We start from the raw sequence: 25749 nt of genomic DNA on the forward strand, positions 1-25749 counted from the left end.
ACTCGGCTCGGGCCCGCGGACGGTCCGGGCGTAGGCTTCGCCCGGCGGGAACGGGCGGACGGGACGAGGGCGGGGCGGATGGCGACCGGGACGGCACAGGGGTGGGGATCGAGCCTCGACTCGGTCGTGGTCTACGCGCGGGGCGCGCTCTGCCGCCGCCTCGCCCGGGGCGTCGTGCCGCCGGACGCGCGCGTACGAGTGACGGGACTGCCCCGGTCGATGGACCCGGGGTCGCTCCGGGCGCGGGTCCCGGGCGGTGCGGGCGTACGCGTCGTGGAGGCCCGCGTCGAGGTCGGGGCCGCGCCGCTCGGCACCGGCCGCCCCGCGTCGCTCGCCGACGAGGTCGACCGGCTGCGGGACGCCGTCGCCGCGACACGGGAGCGCCGGGACCGCGGGCTGCGACTGATCGAGGAGGTCCGGGCCCTGCAACCCGTCCCTCCGGCGCGCGAGCGGGACGACCCGCACCGGCGTACCCCCGTCGACGCGTGGCGGGGACTCGCCGACTTCGTCGACGAGCGTCTGACGGGACTGCACACCCGGCTCGCGGGAGCTGGAGGAGGCCCTGCGCGAGGCGGAGCACGCGCTCGACGTCGCCGCCGACCGACTCGCCCGCGCCTCGACCGACGGGCCGTCGGCGCATGTGGACACCACGGTGTCGGCGGTGCTGGCCCTCGCCGCCACCGGCGACACGCCCCTGGTGGACACCGAGCTGGACCTGGAACTGGAGTACGGGGTGCCGGGCGCCGTCTGGGTGCCCGGCTACCGTCTCACGTACCGCCAGGACGGCGACGACGGCCGTCTGGTCCTGCGTGCCTCGGTCGCGCAGCGTACGGGCGAGGACTGGACGGGCGTGCGCGTCGCCTTCGCCACCGCCGACCTGCGGCGCCGCACCGACCTGCCCGTGCTCCGCTCGATCCGCATCGGACGCCGCCAGCCCGCCCCCGCCCCGTCCGGCTGGCGCGAGCCGCCCCGGGGGCTCGCCGACCTGTTCGCCGACTACGACGCGGCCCGCCCCCGCGGCGAGGCGACCGCCATGGCCGGAGCCGGCCCGCTCGGCGAGTCCGTCGGCGGCGCCGTACCACCGCCACCGCCGTCACCTGGCTACGAAGGGGCGGCCGCGCCGGTGCTCCCGGCCCCCGGCGGCCCCTCCCCGGCACCGCCCGGCCGGCTGCCCGAACCCCCGCGCCCGGCCCGTTCGCGTGGGGCCGCGGGCGGACGTCCCCGTGGCTTCGCTCCCGCTGCTCCCACGGCGCCCGGCCGACCCGCGCCGGAATCGGAACCGGCGGCGGAAACGGCGGCCGGTGCGCCGCGACCGGCCGCCGCCGATCTGGACTACGCCGCCCTCCTCCTGCACGGCCCGGAGGAGCCGGACACCCGGCGGGGTCTGCTCCGCGTCGGCTCGCCCTCCGATCCGGTGACGGCCGAGTACCGCCGGCGTGCCGAGGCCGTGTCGGCGCTGCCCCTGCCCGGACACGCTGTGCGGCCCCGTGAGTCGGCGGGCTCGTTCGACCACCGGTTCGACGCCCGGTGGACGACAGACGGTCGCCCTGGCCTACACCCTGGTGGCGAAGGGCCGGGTCTCCGGCCTCTGAGGGCCTGTCGGGTGGCCTTCGGCCGACAGCTCCGGGCCGGAGACGACGCGGGAGCGAGGGTCAGTCGACCGGCCAGGTGTGCGCCGGAGCGTTGAGGTGCATGTAGTCGATGTACTGCAGGGTCATGCGTCTCAGTGCCTGGTGCCGGTCCGCGACATGGACGATGTCCTGGATGTGGTGGAACATCTCGGACTGCCACACCGCGCCGTTGCGCCCGGTGACGCACCGCTGCTCGATGATCCCGAGCAGCGGCTCCCGCCAGGCGGCGTCCATGCCCAGCCGCTCCAGGCCCCGGTCGGCCAGCGGCAGCAGCCGCCGCAGCACCAGTTCGGTCGCCGGGACCTCTCCCACTCCGGGCCAGTAGAGCTGCGCGTCGATCCCGCGGCGCGCGGCGGCGTGCAGATTGTCCTCCGCCGCCGCGAACGACATCCGTGACCAGACGGGCCGGTCCTCGTCGACCAGGGCGCGGACCAGGCCGTAGTAGAAGGCGCCGTTCGACAGGACGTCGGCCACCGTGGGGCCCGCGGGCAACACCCGGTTCTCGACCCGCAGATGGGGTACGCCGTCGACGACGGCGTAGACGGGGCGGTTCCAGCGGTAGACCGTCCCGTTGTGCAGGGTGAGTTCGGCCAGACCGGGAATCCGGCCGGCGTCCAGCGTCTCCCGCGGGTCCTCGTCGTCACACAGCGGAAGCAGCGCGGGAAAGTACCGCGCGTTCTCCTCGAAGAGGTCGAAGACGGAGGTGATCCACCGTTCGCCGAACCAGACCCGCGGCCGCACGCCCTGCACCTTGATCTCGTCCGGCCTGGTGTCGGTGGCCTGCTCGAACAGCGGGATGCGGGTCTCGTGCCACAGTTCCTTGGCGAACAGGAACGGGGAGTTCGCCGCCAGGGCGACCTGCACGCCGGCGATGGCCTGTGCGGCGTTCCAGTGGGCCGCGAACGTGTCCGGGGAGACCTGGAGGTGGAACTGGGTGCTGGTGCACGCCGCCTCGGGCGTGATGGTGTCCGCGTAGGTCCGCAGCCGCTCCACGCCGTCCACGGCGATCAGCAGGTCCTCGCCACGCGCGGAGAATATCTGCTCGTTCAACAGGTGGTAGCGGGGATTCTCGGACAGCGCCGCCGCGCCCACGTGCGAGAGCTCCAGAGTCGGCAGGATCCCGATCATGACCAGGTGCGTGCCCATCGCCGCCGCCTTCTCCTCGGCGTGGTTGAGCGCGTCCCGGATCTCCTGCTCCCAGGAGTCCGGGCCCCCGGCGGTGAGGCGGCGCGGCTCGATGTTGATCTCCAGGTTGAAGCGTCCCAGCTCGCTCGACCAGGCGGGGTCCGCGATCGCCTCCAGGACGTCGGCGCTGCGCATGGCGGGGTCGCCCGCGGCGTCGACGAGATTGAGTTCGATCTCCAGGCCGACCTGGGGACGCTCGAAGTCGAAGCGTGCCTCCCGCAGCATGCGCGCGAAGACGTCGAGGCAGGTGTGCATCTTGTCCCGGAAGCGCCGTCGGTCGTCACGGGTGAACACCAGCGCCGGTACATCGCGTCCCATGCGGCCCTCCCGATTCCCGTCGGCACGGACTTCTCCCTTCAGCGTCCCACTCCGCGGGCGAGCCAACCACCGAGCGGGGCCCCGCCGTCCCGCACCGGCCGGGAGGCGCGGCCGGTGCGGGACGGGTCCATGACCGCACCGGAGCGGGTGGGCGGCAACCCGGCCGTCCGCGGCAGCGCGCCGACTGGCCGCATGGTCTCGGATGCGTCACACTCGGTCACCGGCCCCGCACCGCACACCCGGCTCATTCCGGGGCCAGGGAGGCGATCATGGTCATCAGCCACACCCTGCGGGAGAACGTGCTGCGCGTGCGGCTCCCCCGCGAACTCGATGTCACCAGCCGCGCCGCCGCCGCTCTGGAGATCGAGGCCCTCGTGGCCGCCCACCGCCCCGGCCGTGTCGTGGTCGAACTCCCCAGTCCGGCCCCGTCGCCCGCCACGCTCAGCGCTCTCGCGCGGGCACACCGCATGTGCCAGAGCCTGGGCATCCCACTCACCACCAGCGGGCCCGGCGCGCCCGGTATCGACGACGCGGTCCCCGAGTCGCCCCGGCGGCTGGAGACCGGGGCGCAGCGCGACCGATGAGACGCTCCGGGCCGCGACGGGCCACCGGCGACACCCGGGCCTCCGGCCTGCGTGATCTCCGGCCGGGCGGCCACGCCCCTCCCTGGCTCGGACGCTCGCGGCCGAAGGTCACCCGGAGGACCCACCGCCGTCCGCGGGCGGCATTCCGCGGCCCTCGTCGTCGTAGCGGACCAGGAGCAGGGCGATGTCGTCGGTCCGGTGGGTCGTGCCCTCGGCCTGCCGGACGAGGTCATCGGCCAGCCTGTCGAGGTCCTGGACGTCGCTCCGCGCGAGGTGCCGCGCCAGGTCGGCGATGGCGTCCCCGATGTCGGCGCCCGGGACTTCGACCAGTCCGTCCGTGTAGAGGGCGAGCAGGGAGCCCTGCGGCAGCGGCATCTCGCTGACGGGGTACTCGGACCGCGGATCGATCCCGAGCAGCAGTCCGGGCGGGACCACCGGGATGTCGGTCCGGCCGTCCGGCCCGCGGAGCAGTGGCGGCGGGTGACCGGCGGTGGCGAAGCGCACCCGCCCGCGGGCCAGGTCGAGTTCGGCGATGAGGCAACTGGTGAAGAGGCCGGGGTCGAGATCGGTCAGCATCCGGTTGGTGCGGGCGAGGATGTCGCCGGGGGAGGCACCCGCGGTGGCGTGGGCGTGGACGGCCGTGCGGACCTGGCCCATGAGGGCCACGGCCGTGGTGTTGTGGCCCTGGACGTCACCGATGACGGCGGCCGCGGTGGTGGGGGTGGCGTGGATCAGGTCGTAGAAGTCCCCGCCGATGTCCATCCCGCGGCCGGCGGGGAGGTATCGGACGGCGACGTCCAGCCCGTGCAGGGCGATCAGCTTCTGGGGCAGCAGACTGGTCTGGAAGGTGCGGGCGAGGGTGCGTTCGGCGTCGTAGAGGCGGGCCCGGTCCAGAGCCTGGGCGATCAGACCGGCCAGCGAGGTGAGCAGGGCGCGCTCGGCCGGGGGGAAGGGCCGCTGCCGGTCGTAGGAGAGGATGAGCGAGCCCACCGGCCGGCCGGAGGCGATCAGCGGCAGGAAGGCCCAGGCGCTGCGCGTCCCGAACCGGGGGGCGCTCGGATGGGCTCGACGCAGGTCGTCGACGGTGGGGAAGAAGACGGGCACCCCCGAGTGGAGCACCTGGGCGTCGGCGACCTCGGCGGTCAGCGGCGTCCCGTCGTAGCGGTCGATGAAGTCCTGGTCGTACCCCCGGTGTCCGATGATGCGCAGGCGTCCCTCGTTCACCGTCATGAGCACGAGGCCCTGCGGTCCGAACGCCGGGACGATCTGATCGGCGACGAGTTCGACGACATCACGTACGCCGGCGGCCTCCGTCAGGGCCGCCGCCAGGTGCATCAGGTGGTACAGGGCGGTGGCCCCCACGGGCTCGGCCGCGGGGGGAGGGGTGGGGGCGGGAGGCGTGCCGGGCGCGGCCGGTCCGTCGGCGGGCGTGTCCGCGGCGGGTGTGATGTGGACGCTGATGCCGGTGTCGTCCGGGTAGAGCCGGAAGCGCAGGCTGCGGTCCGGAGCGCGCCGGACGACGAAGGAGACCGGCCGTCGTGAGATCACCGCGGCGCGGTAGCGGTCCTCGAAGAGCGGGTCCCTCATCCACGCCAGCGCCTCCCACGGCCGGCGTCCCAGCAGGGAGGCCGGCCCGGCGTCGACGAGGGTGGCGCCGGCGGCGTTGATGAAGGAGACCCGGCCGTCGAGGTCCAGGGCGCAGCACCCCACGGGCAGGCGTTCGGCGAACGCGAGCGCGGCCGTGCCGAGCGTGGGGTCCGCCGTCGAGGGCGGCGCCGGGCGGATGACCCGGGGATCGTGCGGGGACGACGGCGTGCCGCCCCGGTCGGCGTGCCGCTCCAGCAGGCCCGCCGTCCGGGCTCCGAAGCGGCGGATCGCCTCGCGTTCCCGTACGTCGAGTCGCGGGGGTTGCCAGGTCGGCCGGAGCAGTACGACGCCACCCCACACCCGGTCCCCGCCGAGGACGGGGGCGGCGGCGAGCATGAAGTCGTAGGGGAGCACGATTCCGAGCCGTGGGTAGCGGCGTGCCACCTCCTCACGGCCGCACAGCCACACCAGTTCCCTGGCGCGGACGGCGTCCGCGAGCGGGAGCGGCGCGTCCGTCCGGACCCGGATCCAGGGGGCCGTCAGGAGCCGGGGGGCGCCGGACACGAGGGCCAGGCGCAGCAGCCGGTCCTCCGGCACGAGGAGATAGACCAGCCCTACCGACGCGCCGGTCTCCAGCATGACGTCGGCGAGCACGGCGTCCATCCGGCCCGTGTCGAACGCGTCTCCGGCTCCGTACTCCGAGCCGGCGGTCCGGGGCATGTCACCTGCCTGGGGAGATCCGCACGGTCGGCCAGGACGGACGTGCCGGTCCTCCGGGGCGACGCCGGGACGCCCCGGATCGTCGGTACGCGGGTCCGTGGCACGGCCTGACGAGGGCGGCGGGGCCTCTCAGCGCGGTCACCGACCACCCGCAGCACTTTTCCTCCATATCGCGACTTTACGCCCATGCATGGGCGGAGGCGCGTCACATCCCCGGGGCGGTCCCGAGCGGTGGGCGGGGGTGCCGAGGTGCCGGGCGCGTACCGCGACCCTGTACGCGGGGAAGGCACGCGGCGATGCCGCGGTCCGCACCGTCTTCGGACCCACCGGCTCCGCGAACGCGCGGCCGGCACAGCTCTACCGTTCGCGTTCCGACTCGCCGCCGAAGGCCGCGGGTCACCCGACGGGCTCCGATGCCATCAGCACCACGCGGTCGCCGGGCCCCGGCCGCGGGGTGCCGTCCGCCACGACCGGGTCGAGGCGGCCGTCCGGCCGGATCAGGAAGAGCGGGTCGCACGCGGCGGTCCAGGCGGCGTCGGCGGGCCGCACCTGGACCGTCGCCCCCCGCGCGTGACGGCGGGAGAGGGTCTGCCAGGTGACGCCCGGACCGAACAGGGCCCGGTCGCCGAGGAACGGCGCCACCACACCGCGGCTCTCCGGCGGAGCGGCGAGCCGGTGTACCGGTCCGGTGACGCCGCCCCGCATGATCTCCGCGGCCAGCGCGTTGAAGTCGTCCTCGGCCGTGAGGAAGTACACCGCCGTGATGCCCTCCAGGTCGCCGCCGGTGGCGGTGGCGGCGGCCAGCAGCTCGCCGGGGGCCAGTTCGAGCCCGGACCGCGCGATGCGCTCGCGCTGCTCCTCCTCCCCCGCCCACATCAGCACCTCCAGTCCGGCGGCCCGCAGCGCGACACCCAGATCGACCGCCCAGGGGTCCCCGCCGACCAGGAGGGGACGCGACCGGGACGTGCGCACGACGCCGAGGCGCCGGGCCACCGGTGCGGCGGTCAGCCCGTAGAGCGTCACGGTCGCGACGATGACGACGAAGGTGGCGGGCAGGATTCTGGCGGCGCCGCCGACTCCCTGGGCCACCAGGCCGGCCGAGAACGTGGAGGCGGTGGCCGCGGCGACGATGCCACGGGGGGCCATCCAGCCGATGAAGCCCCGCTCGCCGCGCGTGAGATCGGTGCCGAGGGTCGCGACGGCGGCGACGAGCGGCCGGGCCACCAGCACCAGGGCGGCGGCGATCCCGAGCGCGGGAAGGATCACGTGCCGGAGCGACTGTGGCGTGACGGTGGCGGAGATGGAGACGAAGAGCACGCCCAGGATCAGGCTCACCAGGGCCTCGAAGAACGGGGGGCGCGCGGGGCCCTCGATGCGGGGCAGGTTGGCCATGGCCAGACCCATCACCACGGCCGCGATGAGCCCCGTGTCGTCACGCAGCACGTCGCAGAAGGCCGCGACACCGATCACCAGGGCCAGCTGTGCGGTGGTGCCGAGGATCTCGCTCGGCCGCACCACCCGGAACAGCACCCACAGCAGGGCCGTACCCACCGCGGCGCCCGCCGCTCCGATCCCGAGGCTGGCGAGGAAGCCGGTCACCGCCCCGCCCGCGCGCGGGCTCGCGCCGGCCCCGACCGCGTGGAAGACCAGGGCGCCCAGGATCGCCCCGACCGGGTCGATGAGGGAGCCTTCCCAGGCGAGTACGTGCTGGAGCCGTTCCCTGGGCCGCACGATGCCGAGCAGCGGGCCGACGACGGTCGGACCGGAGACCACGAGGATCGCGCCGATCATCACCGCCGCGCCCCGGGACATGCCCAGCGACGGCCCGGCGACCGCCGCGGCCACGAACCAGCCGACCAGGACCCCGATCCAGATCAGCCGCACCACCACACGGCGGTCGTGGCCCCTCAGCCGGGCCACGTCCAGTTCGAGACCCGCGTCGTACAGGATCACGGCGACGGCCAGCGAGACCAGCGGGGAGAACGCCGGTCCGAGCAGCCGCTCGGGGTCGACGTCGTCGAAGAGCGCGCCGGCGGTGAAGCCGACCGGCAGCAGCACGAGCAGTGCGGGGATGCGCAGACGACCGGCCAGGAGCTGCGATCCGACGGCGAGGAGCAGGATGAGGCCGACGCCGGTGAAGACCTGGTCCGTCGTCAAAGGGCCGTCCCCCGGGGCCGGTCGGCGCGGTGCGCGGGGCCGGGGGCAGAGACCCCGTCGTGCCGCGGCCCGGCACCGGCGCCCGTCACCCCCACGGCGTGAGGCCCCAGCGGGCGACGTGCCGCTCACCGGGCCCGAGCCGGACGAGCCCGGTGCGGCTGTTGAAGGCGTCCGGCGGGCAGGTCATCGGTTCCACGGCGAGCGCCGTGCGCCGCTGCTCCGGTGGCAGCGCGTCGCCGGTGTAGAGCTGCACGTGGTCGACGCCCTCGCCGAGCCAGACGTCCGTACCGTGCGTGCCGGAGGGGTGCGCCAGACGGATGACGGCCCGGCCGTCGGCGCCGCGGTCGAGGCCGGTGAACGGGGTGTCGAGCCGCAGTGCGCCCACCACCCGCGGCGTCCTCAGGTCGTAGGCCGTACCGTCGACCGGTTCGGCCGCCGCCCCGGGCAGTCCGCGCTCGTCCGTCGGCAGCCAGGTCCGGGCCGGGACCGTCAGGACCGCCTCGTCGACGAACCCGGTGCCCGCCGTGAGGTAGGGATGCTGGCCGAAACCGTACGGCGCCGGGCGGGTGTCGGGGTTGTGTGCGGTGACGGCGACCTCGAGTCCGTCGTCCCCGAGGGTGTACACGGCGCGCAGGCGCAGGCGGAAGGGGTAGCCGGGCTGCGGCCACAGTGGTACCTCGAGGACGGCCTGGTGCTCGCTCGCCTCCACCACCTGCCAGGAGACCCAGCGCAGCAGGCCGTGGATGGCGTTTCCGGCGGCCGGCTCGTTGAGCGGCAGCCGCTGGTCCCGGCCCTCCCAGCGGTACCGCCCGTCGCGGACGCGGTTCGGCCACGGCGCCAGGATCTGGCCGTGTCCGCCGGTGATCCGGTCGTGGGCGGCGAATCCGGCCAGTACGGCGCGTTCCCCGAAGGTGTAGGACCGCAGCGCGGCGCCCAGTTCGACGACGACGGCCGTGTGTGCGCCGTGGCGGAGGGTCAGCTGCCGCCCGGTCCGGCTCTGCTGCACGTGTGGCCTCCTCGTCCCGCCCGCCGCGCTGTTCGGGCCGGGGCTCGTGGGTGGTGACGCCGTACCGGCGTCCCGTTGGGGAGGGTGCGGCGCCGTGCCGCGCCGGTCAAGCACGACACGGCGCCGGGGCGCGGCCCGCACGCCCGGTTCACCCGGTGGGGCCACGGGCGGCGCGGGGACGGCGGGCGGGCCTCCGTCCCCGCGCCGACGTGGCGCGCGCTCCCGGACCGCCGGATAGTGGACGTACGGCCCCTTCCCGAGGGGACCTCCACCGAGGTGTTCGGAGCCGCCATGGACCGCTACCCTCCCATCGCCGATCACGGCCTGGTGGGTGACCTGCAGACCGCGGCGCTCGTCTCGTCGCGGGGAGTCGTCGACTGGTTCGCGGCGCCGCGGTTCGATTCGCCCAGCGTCTTCGCCGCCCTGCTCGACCACGACGGCGGAGGCTGTCTGCGCCTGGCGCCCGAGCATCCGGAAGGCACCTGCCGACAGCTCTACTACCCCGACACCGCCGTCCTGGTGACGCGGTTCATGTCACCGGACGGGGTGGGCGAGGTGATCGACTTCATGCCGCCGGACCGGAAGGGCGTCGCCACCGACCGGCACGCGCTGTTCCGTCTGGTGCGTACGGTGCGGGGGACGGTCGACTTCACGCTCGAGTGCCGGCCGCGCTTCGACTACGGCCGGGCCACACACACCCTGGAAGTCGACGGCGACCGGGCCGTGTTCCGGGCCCCCGGCATCGACGGGCACCTGCAGGCCACCTTTCCGTTGCGGCGGGACGGTGTCGACGTACGGGGACGGCTGACGCTGGGGGCGGGCGAGTCCGGCGGCGTCGTCTTCACGGTCTGCGCGCCGGGGGGTGCGGCTCCCCCGCCCGTCACGGTGGACGGACTCGCCGCGCGGATGGACGAGGTCGGCCGGTTCTGGCAGCACTGGCTGCGGCAGTCCCAGTACCGGGGGCGGTGGCCCGAGCTCGTCCACCGCTCGGCCATCACGCTGAAACTCCTCACCTACGCCCCCACCGGCGCGCTGGTCGCGGCGGCCACGACGGGGCTCCCGGAACAGATCGGCGGGGAGCGGAACTGGGACTACCGCTTCACCTGGGTGCGGGACGCCGCGCTGTCCGTGCGGGCCATGCTGGACCTCGGATTCGTGGACGAGGCGACCGCCTTCGTCCACTGGCTGGCCGACCGGCTGCGGGAGCGCGAGGGCACAGGCGAGGAACCGCTCCAGACGATGTACCGGGTGGACGGCGACCCCGACCTGCCGGAGGAGACGCTCGGCCACTGGGAGGGCTATCGCGGCTCCGCCCCCGTGCGCATCGGCAACGGCGCCGCCGGCCAACTCCAGCTGGACATCTACGGCGAGGCGCTCTACGCCGTCTCCTGGGGACGCGAGATCGCCCAGCAGGCCAGCTACGAGGGCTGGCGGGCCATCGCCGACGTGCTGGACTGGCTCACCGACGCCTGGGACCGGCCGGACGAGGGCATCTGGGAGACCCGGGGCGGCCGTCAGGACTTCACGTTCAGCCGGGTCATGTCGTGGGTCGCCTTCGACCACGGACTGCGGCTGGCCGATCACTTCCGCCGACCCGCCGACGTGGCCCGCTGGCGCCGTGCGCGGGACGCCGTGTTCGAGCAGGTCATGCGACGTGGCTGGAGTGAGGAGGCACACGCCTTCGTTCAGCACTACGACGGTGACGTCCTGGACGCCTCACTGCTGCTCATGCCGGCGGTCGAGTTCGTCGCGCCCCGGTCCGGGGCCTGGCTCAGCACGCTCGACGCGATGGACCGCACCCTGGTCTCCGACAGCCTCGTCTACCGGTACGACCCCGCGGCGTCACCGGACGGGCTGCGCGGCTCCGAGGGAACGTTCAGCCTCTGTACCTTCCTGTACGTCGACGCGCTGGCGCGGGCGGGGCGGGTGTCCCAGGCCCGGTACACCTTCGAGAAGATGCAGACCTACGCCAACCACGTGGGGCTGTTCGCCGAGGAGATCAGCCCGAGCGGCGAGCAACTGGGCAACTTCCCGCAGGCGTTCACCCACCTGTCGCTGATCATGGCCGCCCTGACCCTGGACCGGGCACTCGACGCGGAACGCGGGAGCTGAGCGGTGGGCACGTCCGGAGCCGCGGCGCGGCCCCCACGGCTGGGCGCAGCCGAGTTCGACGCGCTGTACCGGCGCCTGCGGGCCCGCAACGCGTGGGCCTCGGGCGACCGGGGAGCGCTGGCGGCACTCACCCCGGCCGTCGTGACCGCCGCCGCCCGGGAGGTCCGCGGGGGCCGGACGGTCGGTCTCGCCGCGCCGATCGGGACGGTGAGCGGCCCCGACGACCCCGAGCCCGCCCGGCACTGGATGATCGGGCGGCCGGGCGGGAGCGTCGCCGACGGACTGGACTTCGCCCGGGACGGTTTCGCCATGAACGTCCACGGGGACGCCGACAGCCATCTCGACGCGCTGTGTCACGTGATCTACGACGGCACGCTGCACGGTGGTGTACCGGCGGACAGCGTCACGGCGGGCGAGGCCACGGCGCTCACCGTGGACGTCGCCCGGGACGGCATCGTGGGACGTGGGGTGCTTCTCGACATCCCGCGCCTGCGTGGCGTCCCGTGGCTCGAACCGGGTGCGTACGTGACCACGGGCGACCTGCTGGCCGCGGAGCGGACTCAGGGTGTGCGGGTGCGCGCGGGCGACCTGCTGTTCGTCCGGGTGGGTCACCGCTTGCGCCGCGACGAACTGGGCCCCTGGCCGGCGGCGCGGACGCGTGCGGGCCTGCATCCGTCCGCCATGGAGTTCCTGGCGGAGCGACGCGTCGCGGTCCTCGGCGGGGACGGGAACAACGACACCGCCCCGAACGCCACCGAGGGCGTGGACTTCCCGGTGCATGTGCTGGCCCTCCACGCCATGGGGCTGCATCTGCTGGACTACCTTCGGTTCGAGGACCTGGCGCCGGTGTGCGAGACGGAGCGGCGCTGGTCGTTCCTCTGTGTGATCGCGCCGCTCCGGCTGCCCGGCGCCACCGGGTCCCCGGTCAATCCGATCGCCGTCCTCTGAGGTCCGCGAGCCTCGGGCCATCCGGGAGGAGGCACAGTGCCGGCACAGGCGAGGGGCCCGGCCGTCGTGGTGGTCGTGGGCGTCTCGGGATCAGGGAAGTCCACCGTGGGCGGGCTGCTCGCGCGGCGGCTCCGGGTGCCCTTCCTGGAGGGGGACGACCTGCATTCCGCGGCGAACCGCGCCAAGATGGCAGCGGGCCGGCCGCTCGACGACGCGGACCGCGGACCGTGGCTGGATTCCCTCGCCGACTGGATCCGGGAGGCCGACGCCTCGGGGCGGGGCGGGGTGGTGGCGTGCTCGGCGCTCAAGCACGCCTACCGGGAGCGGCTCCGCGCGGCGAACCCCGGCGTGTGGTTCCTGTATCTGCGGGTCGAGCCGGCGATCGCCGTCCGCCGTGTCGCACACCGGGCCGGCCACTTCATGCCGGCCCGGCTGGTGGCCCCCCAGTACGCCGATCTCGAACCGTTGCGGCCGGACGAGCCCGGACTGTCCGTGGACGCGACCGCCGACCCGGTGTCCCTGGCCGACCGCGCGGCGCGGGCCGTGACGTCACCCGACGGTCCGGTCACCCGTTCGGAGGCCGGTGGGTCGCCGGGTCCGGGACGGCCGCCTAGCCTCGGACGGGGGCAGCGGACGAATCCCGACTCCTAGAACGGGACCCTCGCATGGCCGACGACCGGCAGTACGACGTCATCGTCATCGGTACCGGAGCGGGCGGCGGCACCCTCGCTCACCGGCTGGCCTCGACCGGCCGGCGCATCCTGATCCTGGAACGCGGCGACTACCTGCCGCGGGAACGGGACAACTGGGATTCCACCGCCGTGTTCGTCAAGGGGCGCTACCGAGCCCCCGAGTTCTGGTACGACAAGCACGGCAACGCCTTCCCGCCGGAGGTGAACTACTACGTCGGGGGCAACACGAAGTTCTACGGCGCGGCGCTCTTCCGCCTCCGCCCGGAGGATTTCGGCGAACTGCGCCACCACGACGGGATCTCGCCGGCCTGGCCGATCCGGTACGAGGACCTGGAGCCCTACTACACCCAGGCGGAGCAGCTGTACCTGGTCCACGGGCGACATGGCGAGGACCCCACCGAGGGGCCGGCCGGCGGCCCGTATCCTCGCCCGCCGGTCGCGCACGAGCCACGCATCCAGCAGCTGAGCGACGACCTGGAGAAGAAGGGGCTGCACCCCTTCCACCTGCCGATCGGCGTGAACCTGACGCAGGACGACGACGGCCGGGCCACCCGGCACAGCGCCTGCATCCGCTGCGACCGGGTCGACGGCTTCCCCTGCCTGCTGGGCGCCAAGTCCGACGCCCAGGTGATCTGTGTCGATCCCGCCCTGCGCCACGACAACGTCACGATGATCACGGGCGCCCATGTCCGGCGGCTGGACACCGACCCGAGCGGCCGCACCGTCACCGGCGTCGTGGCCGAGTTCGAGGACGGCACGACCCGGGTGTTCGGCGCCGACATCGTGGTGGTCTCCTGCGGCGCGGTCAACTCGGCCGCCCTGCTGCTGCGCTCCGCGAACGACCGGCATCCCGGCGGTCTGGCCAACAGTTCGGACGTGGTGGGCCGTCACTACATGCGGCACAACAACCTGGCGCTGATGGCGGTGTCGAAGGAACCCAACCCCACCAGGTTCCAGAAGACGCTCGCCCTGCACGACTGGTATCTGGGCGCGGACGACTGGGACTTCCCGCTCGGCGGCATCCAGATGCTGGGCAAGTCGGACGCCGACCAGGTGCGCGGCGAGGCGCCGCGCTGGGCGGGCGCCGCGCTGCCCGACATGCCCTTCGAGACGCTGGCGCACCACGCGGTCGACTTCTGGCTGTGCGGGGAGGACCTGCCGCTGCCGGAGAGCCGCGTCACCCTGGACAAGGACGGCGCCGTTCACCTGGCGCTCGACGAGAAGAACAACATCGCCGGGCTGCACCGGCTGCGGCACCGGCTGCAGGGAATGCTCGGCCATCTGGGCATGCACGAGCAGCATCTGCTGCCGCGCAGCATCTACCTCCACAAGGGCATGCCGATCGGGGCCACCGCGCACCAGGCCGGCACCGTCCGCTTCGGCGCGGATCCGAGGTCGTCCGCGCTGGACCTCACCTGCAAGGCCCACGACCTGGACAACCTCTACGTCGTCGACACGTCCTTCTTTCCGAGCATCGGTGCGGTGAACCCCTCGCTGACGGCGATGGCCAACGCCCTGCGGGTCGGCGACCACCTCGCGGCCCGCCTGGGCTGAACCCGGAACGCCGGGCGGCGCGGGGTGTTCCGCCGACGCCCTCTCGCCGGGGACGCTCAGCGACCGGTTCCCGGGGCGGGGGCGTCAGGGGCGGAGGTCTCGGCGGGCGGCTCCAGGTCACCGAGCGTGTCCAGCCGGTAGAGCAGCACGAGCGCCGGGCCGACGAGGACGACCGCGACGAGGGTCACCAGCCCCAGCCAGCGCATGGTGGGCGCGGCGCCGGCCGCCTCCGTCACGGTCAGGGAGGTGGGCAGGACGTAGGGCCGCTGCGCCAGCCCCCAGGCTCCGACCGTGAGGGCCACGCTCGCCACAGCGGTCCAGCGGGACCAGTCCTGGGACCGGCGCACCAGCAGGAACACCGTCGCCGCCCCGCAGGCGGCGGCCGACACGATCAGCAGCAGCCCCCAGCCGCCGGTGAGGCCCTCCCAGACGTAGCGGGCGTCGCCGTGGGTGACGGGCAGGGCCACGAGGGCGAGGGCCACCACGGCGGCGAACGCGAGCAGTGCCCGCAGCCGGAAGTAGTCGACGAGGTCGTCGGCGCCGAACCGGCGCGCGTCGCACCACAGGAAGACCGCTCCGAGGAACGCGGTGGCCGCGATCGCGAGGAGACCCGTCAGGACCGAGGTCGGGTTCGCCCATGCCTCGGCGTCGGAGGTCGTGCCGATCGCGACCCGGCCGGAGGCGATGCCGCCGAGGACCGCCCCGAGGAAGAACGGGGTGAGCAGCGAGGAGACGGCGAACGCCGCGCCGTAGACACGGCGCCGGGCCAGGCTGCGGGCCGGTTTGCGCAGGGCGAAGCCCGCGCCGCGGAGCACCAGGCCGACGGCCGCAAGGGCCAGGGGGAGCCACATCGCCTCGAAGACGGCCTGGAACATGGCCGGGAAGCCGGTCCACATGAGGATGAAGACGAAGATCAGCCAGACGTTGTTGACCTCCCAGACCGGGGCCATCGCGTGGTCGATGAGCCGCCGGGGCCGCTCGCCGCGTTCGGCTCCCCCCGCCAGGAGGTCCCAGAAGCCCGCGCCGTAGTCGGTGCCCCCGGCGCAGGCGTAGGCGGCGACCGCGAAGACCATCACCCAGGCGACGAACTCGGCCGTCATGACGCGCCTCCGGTCGTACGGCCGGACGTGCCGCCCGGCGTGTTGCCGACGGCTCCGTCCTGCGGTGCTCTTCTGGGCCCGTACGGCGTGTCGGTCTCGGGCGTCGGCGCGACGACGGGTGCCGTGTTCGCGTCGGCGGCCCGCCAGCGGGTGCGCATCTTCAGGAGCGTCGCGAGGAACCCTCCGAGAACCGCCGTGTAGACGACGACCACGAGGCCGAACATCGTCCAGAGCGCGCCGGCGTCGGTGTCGGTCACCGCCTCCGACACCCGCATGTGCTGGTAGACGATCCAGGGCTGGCGGCCCACCTCCGTGGTGATCCAGCCGCACTCGACGGTGACCAGGCAGGCCGCTCCGGCGACCGCCGCGCAGCGGAGGAACCAGCGGCTGCGCGGGAGGTCCCGGTGGCGGAACCAGCACCAGGCGTACCAGAGTGCGAGCAGGACCAGCAGGCTGCCGACGGTGACCATGATGTCGAAGGCCCAGTGGGCGAGGGTGGCCTGGACGGCCGTGGGGCGGTCGGACGCCGGTACCGAGGTCAGTCCGGTCACCTCGGTGCTCGGCTTGAAGCCGGCGAGGATGGAGTCCAGTTGCGGGATCTCGATCCCGCCGGAGACCGTCCCGTCGTCGTTCAGCCAGCCGAACAGGTATTCGGGCACGTGGGTGTCCGTCTTCCAGACGAGTTCGGTGGCGGCGAACTTGACCGGCTGCTGGTGGAAGACGGCTCGGGCGGTGGAGTCGCCGATCATGAACTGGACCGGGGTGAGGATCGCCGCGACGGTGAACGGCAGCGTGAAGCCGAGCCGGTGGTACCGGTCGCGGCGCCCTCGGAGCAGGCCGACGGCGTAGACCCCGGCGACCACGAATCCCGCGGTCATGAACATCGCGACCACGAAGTGCCAGTACTCCGGGCCGAACATGGGAGTGAAGACGGCCTGCCGCACGTCGACGCCGACCGGGTTTCCCCGCGCGTCGAGCGAGAAGCCCCGCGGTGTGTTCATCCAGGCGTTGGCGGCGATGATGCCGAACGCGCCCATCAGCGCCGCCAACGGGAGCGGTACCCCCAGCCAGAAGTGGGTCCAGGGCTTCAGCCGGCGCCATCCGTAGAGATAGATCGCGATCAGGACGGCTTCGAGGAAGAAGGCCCATGCCTCCACGCCGAACCCGAGTCCGAAGACGTCGCCCCAGCGTCCCAGCATGCCGGGCCAGAGCAGCCCGAGCTCGAACGACAGCACCGTGCCGGTGACGACGCCGACGGCGAACTGCACCGCCATCACCGCCGACCAGCGCCGGGCGAGCTTCAGCGCGACGGGGTCGGCGCGGCGCAGCCCACGGTGGTGCATCAGCAGCGTGAACGCCGGCAGCGCCACCCCGAAGGGGACCAGCAGGATGTGCGCGCCCAGGGTGAAGGCCATCAGTTCGCGTGCGGGCAGGAGCTGGGACGGCGCGTCCGCCGCGTGGATCACGGTGCCGAGCATGGGTGCCTCGCATGGTCCGTGCGGCCGGCGGCCCGCCGGCCGGGAGTGGCAGGGTCGTGGCCGGCGTTCAGCCTCCGGTGGCGAACCCGGGGAAGAGCGTCATCCCGCCGTCGACGAACAGCGTCGTACCCACGACGTAGTCGAGCAGGTCGGAGGCGAGGGCGACGGCCGCGTGGGCGATGTCCTCGGGGTCGCCCACCCGGCCGTACGGGATGAGCCGCAGGAGGTCGGCTTCCGCCTCGGGGGTGGACCAGGCGTCATGGTTGATGGGCGTACGGATCGCGCCGGGCGCGATCGCGTTGACCCGGACCCGGTGGGGCGCCAGCTCCTGGGCGAGGGTCTCCATCATCATCCCCACGCCCCCCTTGGAGGCGGCGTAGTTCACGTGTCCGGCCCAGGGAATGACCTGGTGCACCGAACTCATGCAGATGATCTTCCCGGCCGACCGGGACACGTCCTCCACCACGCCACGCCGCAGGAACTCCTTGGCGGCCTCGCGCGCGCAGAGGAACTGCCCGGTGAGATTGACGTCGATGACCTTCTGCCACTGCGCGCGCGTCATCTCCGTGACCGCCGCGTCCCGCTGCAGGCCGGCGTTGGCGACCATGATGTCGATCGTGCCGAATTCCTCGACCGCGCGGTCGACCATGGCGACGACCTGGTCCTCGTCGGACACGTCGGCCTGGTGGGCGTAGGCGCGGACTCCGAAGCCCTCGATCCGGGCGACGACCTTCGCGGCCTCCTCGGCACCCGCGACGTAGTTCACCACCACGTCCGCGCCCGCCCGGCCCAGAGCGACGGCGGTGGCCAGGCCGATACCCGAGTTGGCGCCGGTGACCAGCGCCTTCTGTCCCATGAGCAGGTGCGCGGGCACGATCGTACGGCTGTTGTCGGCACCGGTTGCCACGTTCACTCCTTCGACGCGTTCCGACGGCGCACCGGCCCGCGGGCTCCACACGGTCCGGTGACGCGAGGGGAGGCCGGCCTCGGCGGTGGGCCAGGAAGACTCCACCGGGACATCGCCCGCCTGGGCACAGACGAAAGCACCCGCCGCCGCGGCGCGGGGGACCGGCGCGCGCGGAGGTGGGGTTTCCTCCGCGCACGTCACACCGGCGGACCAATGTCGCGGGAGGCGACGGGGGCGCCACCCGGCGCTCCCGAGGTGCCCGGCCCCACGACCGAGAGCATGCTGACAGGGAGAAGTGAATCCTCCTGGCCGACGAGGGGGCCCTCGTGGAACCCAGCAATGAGGCGGACCGCCCCGGCCTCCGCGCGCAGGGCGGTTCCGCCCTCGAGGGCGTCGCCGCCGCGCTGCTGGACGAGCACGGCCGGATCTCCTGGTGGTCGCGGACCGGACAGGAGATCCTCGGCTGGACCGGCCACGAGGTGACCGGCCGGCCTCTGCGGGAGCTGCTGGCCGAGAGCGGCCCGGACGACTTCCCGGGCGTGGCGGCCGGAGTGCGCAGGGTGCGGATGCGGCACCGGTCGGGCCGGTCGCTTGAGGTCGACGTCCGGCTCACGGACGCGGATGCCTCACCCGGTTGGCTGGTGCTGATGCTGGCGCCCGGCGGGCCCCACGACTGGGACAGGGACCGGGATCTCGCGCGGGCCCTGCTGGCCCAGGACGGCATCGGGATCACCCAGCTCGACATGGAGCTGCGTCCCGTGCGCACGAACGCCGCGATGGACGCGCTGCGGCCGGTGGGAGCGGGGGACGACTGGCTGGACGGGCTGACCGCACGGGACGACGGCGGCAACGCGCGCACCGCCTTCGAGCAGGTGTCCGTGACCGGCATGCCCTTCGTCGGGCATGTCTACGACTCCGGCCCGCCCGGCGGTCCCTCGGCCCTCGCCCTGTCCTGCTTCCGCACCGACGACATCCTGGGCATGCCGGTCGGCGTCGTGGTCGAGGCGGTGCGGGTCACGGAACCCGGTCCGCTGCGCCTCACCGACGCGTACCGTCGCGCCTTCGAGACCAGCGGCTCCCTGGACGTCATCCAAGTGGCCCAGGACCTGGCCACCATCCTGGTGCCGGCCCTCGGCGACTTCGCCACGGTGGACTACCCCGAGGACGTCCTCCAGGGCCGCGACCCGGTACAGGGCTACCGTGGCCAGGAGGCGTCCGCGCCCCGGCGGGTGGCGGTGAAGGCGTTCGACGGCAGGTGGCCTCCCGGGCTGATCCAGGTGGGCGAGCCCATCCCCCGGGTACCGGAGAGTCCCGAGACCGCCGCCAAGGGCATCGGCGGGGTGGTCGTCGCCGACGCCCAGACGGCGCGCCGAATCCTGGGCGAGGACCCGGTGCTCATCCGGCGCTTCACGCCCGAGGGCATGCACGACTCACTCGGCTGCCCGCTCTACCGGCGCGGCCGGTTCTTCGGCTACGCGCAGGTCTACCGCACCCGGACCGCGGACGCGTTCGACGAGAGCGACGTCAAACTGATGCACGACCTGTGCGCGCGGACCGCGACGAGCATCGACAACGCCTTCCGCTTCATCCGCGAGCACCAGGCGGCCGTGGTGCTCCAGCGCAGCCTGCTGCCCCCGGCGTCGACGAGCAGTTCGGCGGCCGAGACGGCGGGCATGTACCTGCCCGCGGGCGGGACCGTGAGTGTCGGGGGCGACTGGTTCGACGCGTTCGGCCTGTCCTCGCTGAGGATCGGGCTCGTCGTCGGCGACGTCGTGGGACACGGGCTGGAGGCGGCGGCGACCATGGCCCGCCTGAGGACGGCCGTACAGACGCTCGCCGATCTCGACCTTCCTCCCGAGGAGCTGCTGACGCGGCTCGACGACCTGGTCCAGCGCATGCAGGTGGAGGCCGAGGAGCCCGACGGCGTGGGCGGATCGTGTCTGTTCGCCGTCTATGATCCCGTCAGCCGCGTCTGCCGCATGGCCTCCGCGGGCCATCCGCCGCCGGCTCTGGTGACCCCGACCGGAGAGGTCGGCTTCCCGCCTCTCGTACCGGGCCCGCTCCTCGGGGTGGGGGACAACCCCTTCGAGGTGTCGAGCGTGACGCTGCCCCCGGACAGCGTGCTCGTCTTCTACACGGACGGCCTGCTCGGGCGCGACTCGACGGCGGGAACGACACGGCTCACGTCGGACCTCGCCGAACTCTGCCGCCCCGACCGGTCCCTCGAGGCCATCGGCAACGGACTGCTCACCCGCCATCCGGACGTGGACCACCCGCCCGACGACATCACGCTGCTGCTCGCCCGGACCCGTGCCGTCTCCGCCCGTAACACGGCCACCTGGCAGTACCCGCCGGACCCCGTCGCCGCGCACGAGGCTCGCCATCACGTCACTGCCCAACTGGAGGCGTGGGGACTGCACGACCTGCTGTTCAGTACCGAACTCATCGTCAGCGAACTCGTCACCAACGCGATCCGCTACGCCGGGGGCCCGGTCACGCTGCGGCTGATCCACGATCGCGTCCTGGTCTGCGAGGTGTCCGACCCGAGCAACACCCAGCCCCGGCTGCGCCGCGCGCTGAGCACCGACGAGGGAGGCCGGGGCCTGTTCCTCGTCGCCCAGCTCAGCACCCGGTGGGGCAGCCGCTACACCGACCGCGGCAAGACCATCTGGACCGAACAGCAGCTGCCGGACGTGTGAGGGAAGCGCCGGCGCCCTCACCCGGGGTGCCGGGCCGGCGCGGGACCCACCGGTCGCGAGGGCATGCGGGGCGCGCGGACCGTTCCGCGGCCGGACCATCGGTCGCGGGGCCGTCCGCGCTCGGCCCCGCCGGCCGGGCCACACTGCCGGCCGGATACGCTGCGGCCCCGGGCCCTTCAGGCGAACACCGTCACGGTTCCCGACGGGCGCGCGGTCCGGCCCGCCCCGTCGTGGGAAGACGGAGACGGAGGCCCCCCTCCCCACCTGGAAGCGACCGATGACGACTCCCGGCACCCGGCTGGTCCACCGCGCGGCCCGCCGCGCCCGCGCCGCGCGCTCGGCCGCGGTCCACTCGGTGCGCGCGGTGTGCCGCTCGGCCGCGCGCCGGTGGCCGGCGCTCCGGGCGACGCCCGTGGCGCTGTGGCGCGACGACGTGGCCGACTGGGCGGCGGCCCTCACCTACTACGCGATCCTCGCCCTGGTACCGGCACTGCTGGTGGCGGTGACGCTGACCGGCCTGGTGAGTCCGGACGGTACGGACCGGCTGATCGTCCTGGTGTCGTCCTGGGCACCCGCCGAGTCCGGCGCCACGCTACGGGAGACGCTGCGCGAACTCGCGGCGGAGCGGTCGGCCGCATGGGTGCTCATCGCCGCCGGTACGGTCAGTTCGCTCTGGTCGGCCTCCAGCCATCTGGCCGTCTTCCGGCGCGCGCTGCACGCCATGCACCGGGTCGAGGACCGCCGGCCGGCGCTCCACACCGCGCCGCTCATCGTCCTCAACGCCGCACTCCTGCTCGCGCTTCTGGTGACCAGTGCCGGGGTGCTCGTCTTCACGGAGCCGGTCGCCCGCGCGGTCGAGGGCCTGTTGGGAGTGCACGTGATGTCCGCCCGCGCGTGGACCCTGCTGCGCTGGCTCGGGCTGCTCACCCTGGTGACGCTCCTGGTGCTGGTGCTCTTCCGGACCGGCCCGGCGGTGGCGAAGACCCGTGCGCACGCGGCACCCGGCGCGGCACTCGCGGTGCTGCTGTGGCTGACGGGTTCGGCCGCGTTCTCGCTGTACGCGACGAGTTTCGGGACGTACAGCAGGCTCTACGGTTCGCTCGCCGGAGTGGTCGTCTTCCTGGTCTGGCTGTGGAGTTCGCATCTGTCGCTGCTGGCGGGGGCGCAGTTCGCGGCCGAGTCGGCGCGCGTCACCGGCCGTCCTCGCGAGGACGCCGGGGACCCGGTCCGGACAGGGGAGCCGGACCCGGCCACGGAGCGGGCGGCGGTACCGGCCGGGAAACGGGCGGCGGAACAAGCCGAAGAACGCTGAGACCGGCACCGGGTACGGGCACGGCCGCCGACCGGGTCCGCCGGATCGCCTGCGTCCGTCGCACGTCGCCGACTTGACGGACCCGCGGCCCGGCTCGCACTCCGCCACGGCGGCGGCGCGGTCACCCGGCGGCCTGCGGGTTCCGGGCCGGGTCGGGCGTCCCTGCGGGCTGCTCGCTCCATACCGCCTCGATCGAACCCTTTGTCCGTATTCTTCGTGCGCCGCAGCGTTGAGGACACCTCCCGCGTGGGTGGCCGGCACCGAACGACCAGTACGCTTTCGCGCCAATAGTCTCCTCGCACAGATGATTTAATCTCTCGCCGGTCTAAGTTCCATGACACAGGTGCCGGTTCATCCCAGGAGGTCGGATTTGCAGTTCGGACGTTCCCATGCCCGTCGCCGGGTGCCCCGACGCTCGCACCTGCTGATCGCCGCGGGGCTCGGTTCGCTGCTGGTCGGGATGACGCCCTGGCTCGGGCTCGCGGGCCAGCCGTCGGCGGCATCCGCCCCGAAACCCACGCCGTTCCTGCAGCAGGCCGGCACGACGCCGCCGCACCACGGCGTCGTGCCGGCGAACGCCAAACGCAGTTCGGCTCCCCTCCTCGACCGGACCGGCTGGACCGTGACCGCGAGCGACGAGGAGACCACCGGCGAGGACGGCCGCGCCACCCACGTCCTCGACGGCGACGACAGCACCATCTGGCACAGCAAGTGGAGCGGCACGCCCGCCCCGTTCCCGCACACCCTCACCATCGACATGCACCGCACGGCGGTCGTGTCGGCGATCCTCTACCGTCCGCGGTCCGGCAGCGCCAACGGACGCATCGGCGAGTACGGCATCAGCCTCAGCACGGACGGGCGGAACTGGGGGACCCCGGTCGCCACCGGCACGCTCTCCGACGACGCCGGCAGCAAGTCGCTCGCCTTCGCCCCGCGGGGGACCCGCTACGTCCGGCTGACCGCGCTCAGCGAGGCGGGGGGCCGCGGCCCCTGGACCGCCGCCGCCGAGATCAACCTGCTCGGTGACCCGGGGACCCCCGCCGCCACCGTCAGCCTGCCGCGGACCGGCTGGACCGCCACCGCCAGCGACGAGGAGACCACCGGCGAGGACGGCCGCGCCACCCACGTCCTCGACGGCGACGACGACACGATCTGGCACAGCAAGTGGAGCGGCACGCCCGCCCCGTTCCCGCACAGCATCACCATCGACATGCACCGCACGCAGCCGGTCTCGGCCCTCACCTACCAGCCCCGCCAGGAGAAGGCGAACGGCCGGGCGGGCGCCTACTCCATCACCACCAGCACCGACGGCGCCAACTTCGGCAATCCGGTGGCGATGGGCTCCTGGCGGGACGACGACACCGTGAAGACCGCCACCTTCACGCGGACCAGGAGCGCCCGCTACATACGCCTGACCGTGACCAGCGAGGCCGGCGGGCGCGGTCCGTGGACCTCGGCCGCCGAGATAGGTCTGAGCGGTCCGGCCGATCCCGCCCTTCACGGCTCGTGGGGGCAGATCACCGGCTTCCCCCTGGTGCCCGTCGCGACCGCCGTGCTGCCCGGTGACAAACTGCTGGCCTGGTCGGCCTACGCGACCGACCGCTTCGGCGGGAGCAGTGGCTACACCCAGACCGCGATCCTGGACCTGAAGACCAACAAGGTCACCCAGCGACGCATCGACAACACGGGCCACGACATGTTCTGCCCCGGCATCGCCATCCTCGCCGACGGCCGCGTCCTGGTCACCGGCGGCAGCAACGCGGAGCGGGCCAGCATCTACGATCCGGTCCTGGACGACTGGTCGTCCACCACCGACATGAACATCGCCCGCGGCTACCAGGCGATGACCCTGCTCTCCACCGGCGAGGCGTTCGTCCTGGGCGGATCGTGGAGCGGGGCCGCCGGCGACAAGGCGGGCGAGGTCTGGTCGCCGGAGACCCGCACCTGGCGCAAGCTCCCGGGTGTACCCGCCTCTCCCGCCCAGACGGCCGACCCGGCCGGCCCGTACCGCGCCGACAACCACATGTGGCTGCACGCCACGTCCGGCGGCAAGGTGCTCCAGGTGGGCCCGAGCAAGCAGATGAACTGGATCACGACCACCGGCGACGGCAGCATCACCTCCGCCGGCACCCGGGGCGACAGCGCCGACGCCATGACCGGGAACGCCGTGGCGTACGACATCGGCAAGATCCTCACCCTGGGCGGCTCCCCCGCCTACGAGAAGGTGCCCGCCACCCGGCGCGCGTACACCGTGAGCGTCTCGGGCGACCAGGTCCAGGCGTCCCGCACGGGCGACATGACGCACGCCCGCGGCTTCAGCAACAGCGTCGTCCTGCCGGACGGCAAGGTCGCCGTGTTCGGAGGACAGGGCTACCCGGTACCGTTCAGCGACGCGACCTCCGTGCTGGCTCCCGAGCTGTGGGACCCGGAGACCGGTTCCTTCACCCGGCTCGCCACGATGGCGGTGCCGCGCAACTACCACAGCGTGGCGAACCTGTTGCCGGACGGACGGATCTTCTCCGGCGGCGGCGGCCTGTGCGGCGACTGCGCCACCAACCACGCCGACGGCGCCGTGTTCACGCCGCCGTACCTCCTCAACGCGGACGGCTCGCCCAAGCCGCGTCCCGTGATCTCGGGCGGCGTACCGTCGCGCACCACGCCCGGCGCGTCGCTGACGGTGGACACGGAGGGCCCGGTCGCCTCCTTCGTCCTGATGCGGGCCTCGGCGGCGACCCACTCGACGGACAACGACCAGCGACGCGTGCCGCTGGCGTCGACCGCCAACGGCACCGGCACGTACACGGTGAAGATCCCCTCGGACTCCGGCGTCGTGCTGCCGGGGACCTACATGCTCTTCGCCCTCGACGCGCAAGGGGTGCCGAGCGTCGCCGAATTCCTGACCGTCTCCTGACGGTCACGCGAAGGTGCCCGGTCCTCCTGGTGCGGGGGGCCGGGCACCTTCGCGTGTCCGGGGCTCGCGGGGGCCGCCCGGAGGTGGTCGCCGCTCGGAGCCCGGCGGGTGACCTTCGGCCGACAGGCTCTCAGCTCAGACGTAGGTGACCGTGACCTGTTCGAAGCCCAGCGCGCGCAGCAGCCCCTGGAGCATGGCGGTGGTGTTCTTCTCGGCCCGCGACGGCAGGTCGCTCTCCCGCGCGGCGTCTCCGATGCGCTCGGCCGCGAGCGTGCGGACGGCCCGCTCGTCCGCAGGGTTGTCGGAGAAGAGGTCGCCCAGCCGGTCCAGCAGACCGCGCTGCTTGGACACCGCGTACGACCGCTCGGGGTCCAGCGCCGGGCCGGCCAGCCGGGCGTGCGGCAGCCGCAGCGCGGCCGTGGTGCGGGGGGCGTCCACACTCACGCTGTCGGGGCCGATGCCGCCGAGGTCGACGTAGGCACCCACGGTGCCGCTCGCGACGTAGAGGGTGCGGGTGCCCTTGATCGAGTCCGGCAGGAAGCGTGCGTCCTTCTCCAGGTCGACCACGACCTGGAAGGTGCCCGCGGCGCCCTCGTAGCGGTTCATGTCCTGGATCGACTTCAGCAGCGCGGGGCCGGAGCGGTCCACGGTGTCCTCGCCGAACACGTCGCCGAGATCCGGCAGCGGGTCGAACCGTCCGAGGAGCACCAGCGCCGCGACCGCCGCGAGGAGCGCGACGGCCACCCAGGGCCGGCGTCGAGCTCCCCGGGCGCGCGCCGGGGCCGTGAGCACAGGCGTCTCGTCATCTTCGGCTCGCATGTCGTGCTGGTGCCCTCCCCGGCCTCGTC

At 73.6% G+C, this 25749-nt stretch carries 16 protein-coding genes and 1 pseudogene; 9 read left to right on the plus strand and 8 right to left on the minus strand.

The window, feature by feature from the left end; genetic code table 11:
* Positions 1-78 precede the first annotated feature (78 nt).
* Positions 79-1540 (plus strand): annotated as a pseudogene (locus tag OG393_RS01610) (DUF4139 domain-containing protein); the annotation flags it as partial.
* 112 nt (positions 1541-1652) lie between these two features.
* Here OG393_RS01610 and OG393_RS01615 read toward each other — a convergent pair.
* Complete coding sequence (locus tag OG393_RS01615; protein ID WP_327372695.1) at positions 1653-3134, minus strand: glutamate--cysteine ligase; 1482 nt, start codon at positions 3132-3134, stop codon at positions 1653-1655.
* Between the two features lie 269 nt (positions 3135-3403).
* Here OG393_RS01615 and OG393_RS01620 point away from each other — a divergent pair, with 269 nt between their 5' ends.
* Complete coding sequence (locus OG393_RS01620) at positions 3404-3718, plus strand: hypothetical protein (protein ID WP_327372697.1); 315 nt, start codon at positions 3404-3406, stop codon at positions 3716-3718.
* A 108-nt stretch (positions 3719-3826) separates the two neighbouring features.
* Here OG393_RS01620 and OG393_RS01625 read toward each other — a convergent pair whose 3' ends face one another.
* The 3 genes from OG393_RS01625 to OG393_RS01635 form a co-directional block, all read right to left on the minus strand.
* Complete coding sequence (locus OG393_RS01625; RefSeq protein ID WP_327372699.1) at positions 3827-6025, minus strand: SpoIIE family protein phosphatase; 2199 nt, start codon at positions 6023-6025, stop codon at positions 3827-3829.
* A 396-nt stretch (positions 6026-6421) separates the two neighbouring features.
* Positions 6422-8182: a cation:proton antiporter gene (locus OG393_RS01630; RefSeq protein WP_327372700.1), complete on the minus strand. Its 1761-nt coding sequence runs from the start codon at positions 8180-8182 to the stop codon at positions 6422-6424.
* A gap of 85 nt (positions 8183-8267) precedes the next feature.
* Positions 8268-9188 (minus strand): aldose 1-epimerase family protein, encoded by a 921-nt coding sequence (locus OG393_RS01635; RefSeq protein ID WP_327372701.1) that lies wholly within the window; start codon positions 9186-9188, stop codon positions 8268-8270.
* A gap of 291 nt (positions 9189-9479) precedes the next feature.
* On the opposite strand from OG393_RS01635, the gene OG393_RS01640 reads away from it, so the two are divergent.
* From OG393_RS01640 to OG393_RS01655, 4 genes are read left to right on the plus strand one after another with little or no spacing between them, the layout of a single operon-like run.
* Complete coding sequence (locus tag OG393_RS01640; RefSeq protein ID WP_327372702.1) at positions 9480-11300, plus strand: glycoside hydrolase family 15 protein; 1821 nt, start codon at positions 9480-9482, stop codon at positions 11298-11300.
* Positions 11301-11303: 3 nt separating this feature from the next.
* Entirely contained in the window at positions 11304-12248 is a 945-nt protein-coding gene (locus OG393_RS01645; RefSeq protein WP_327372703.1) for a cyclase family protein, read from the plus strand.
* A gap of 36 nt (positions 12249-12284) precedes the next feature.
* Positions 12285-12899: a gluconokinase gene (locus OG393_RS01650; RefSeq protein WP_327372704.1), complete on the plus strand. Its 615-nt coding sequence runs from the start codon at positions 12285-12287 to the stop codon at positions 12897-12899.
* 14 nt (positions 12900-12913) lie between these two features.
* Entirely contained in the window at positions 12914-14494 is a 1581-nt protein-coding gene (locus OG393_RS01655; RefSeq protein WP_327372705.1) for a GMC family oxidoreductase, read from the plus strand.
* A 56-nt stretch (positions 14495-14550) separates the two neighbouring features.
* Here the strand turns inward: OG393_RS01655 and OG393_RS01660 are convergent, their stop codons facing one another.
* The 3 genes from OG393_RS01660 to OG393_RS01670 form a co-directional block, all read right to left on the minus strand.
* Positions 14551-15594 (minus strand): cytochrome d ubiquinol oxidase subunit II, encoded by a 1044-nt coding sequence (locus tag OG393_RS01660; protein ID WP_327372706.1) that lies wholly within the window; start codon positions 15592-15594, stop codon positions 14551-14553.
* Positions 15591-17072 carry a cytochrome ubiquinol oxidase subunit I gene (locus OG393_RS01665; protein ID WP_327372707.1) on the minus strand — a complete coding sequence of 494 codons (1482 nt, stop codon included), beginning with the start codon at positions 17070-17072 and terminating at the stop codon, positions 15591-15593. Before OG393_RS01665 ends, OG393_RS01660 begins: the two co-directional genes overlap by 4 nt.
* Before the next feature lie 67 nt (positions 17073-17139).
* On the minus strand, positions 17140-17928 hold the full coding sequence (locus OG393_RS01670) for an SDR family oxidoreductase (RefSeq protein WP_327378275.1): 789 nt from the start codon (positions 17926-17928) through the stop codon (positions 17140-17142).
* Between the two features lie 377 nt (positions 17929-18305).
* Here OG393_RS01670 and OG393_RS01675 point away from each other — a divergent pair, with 377 nt between their 5' ends.
* From OG393_RS01675 to OG393_RS01685, 3 genes are all read left to right on the plus strand, one after another.
* Positions 18306-20678, plus strand: a complete 2373-nt coding sequence (locus OG393_RS01675) for a SpoIIE family protein phosphatase (protein WP_327372708.1) — start codon at positions 18306-18308, stop codon at positions 20676-20678.
* Positions 20679-20955: 277 nt separating this feature from the next.
* The gene (locus OG393_RS01680; protein WP_327372709.1) at positions 20956-21990 is read left to right on the plus strand and encodes a YihY/virulence factor BrkB family protein; all 1035 of its coding nucleotides are present in this window, start codon (positions 20956-20958) and stop codon (positions 21988-21990) included.
* 370 nt (positions 21991-22360) lie between these two features.
* Entirely contained in the window at positions 22361-24901 is a 2541-nt protein-coding gene (locus OG393_RS01685) for a discoidin domain-containing protein (protein WP_327372710.1), read from the plus strand.
* A gap of 135 nt (positions 24902-25036) precedes the next feature.
* Here OG393_RS01685 and OG393_RS01690 read toward each other — a convergent pair whose 3' ends face one another.
* A complete protein-coding gene (locus OG393_RS01690; protein ID WP_327372711.1) occupies positions 25037-25720 on the minus strand; it encodes a DUF4230 domain-containing protein in 684 nt (227 codons plus the stop codon).
* Positions 25721-25749 lie beyond the last annotated feature (29 nt).

The sequence above is a fragment of the Streptomyces sp. NBC_01216 genome, assembly GCF_035994945.1.
Taxonomy (GTDB): Bacteria; Actinomycetota; Actinomycetes; order Streptomycetales; family Streptomycetaceae; genus Streptomyces.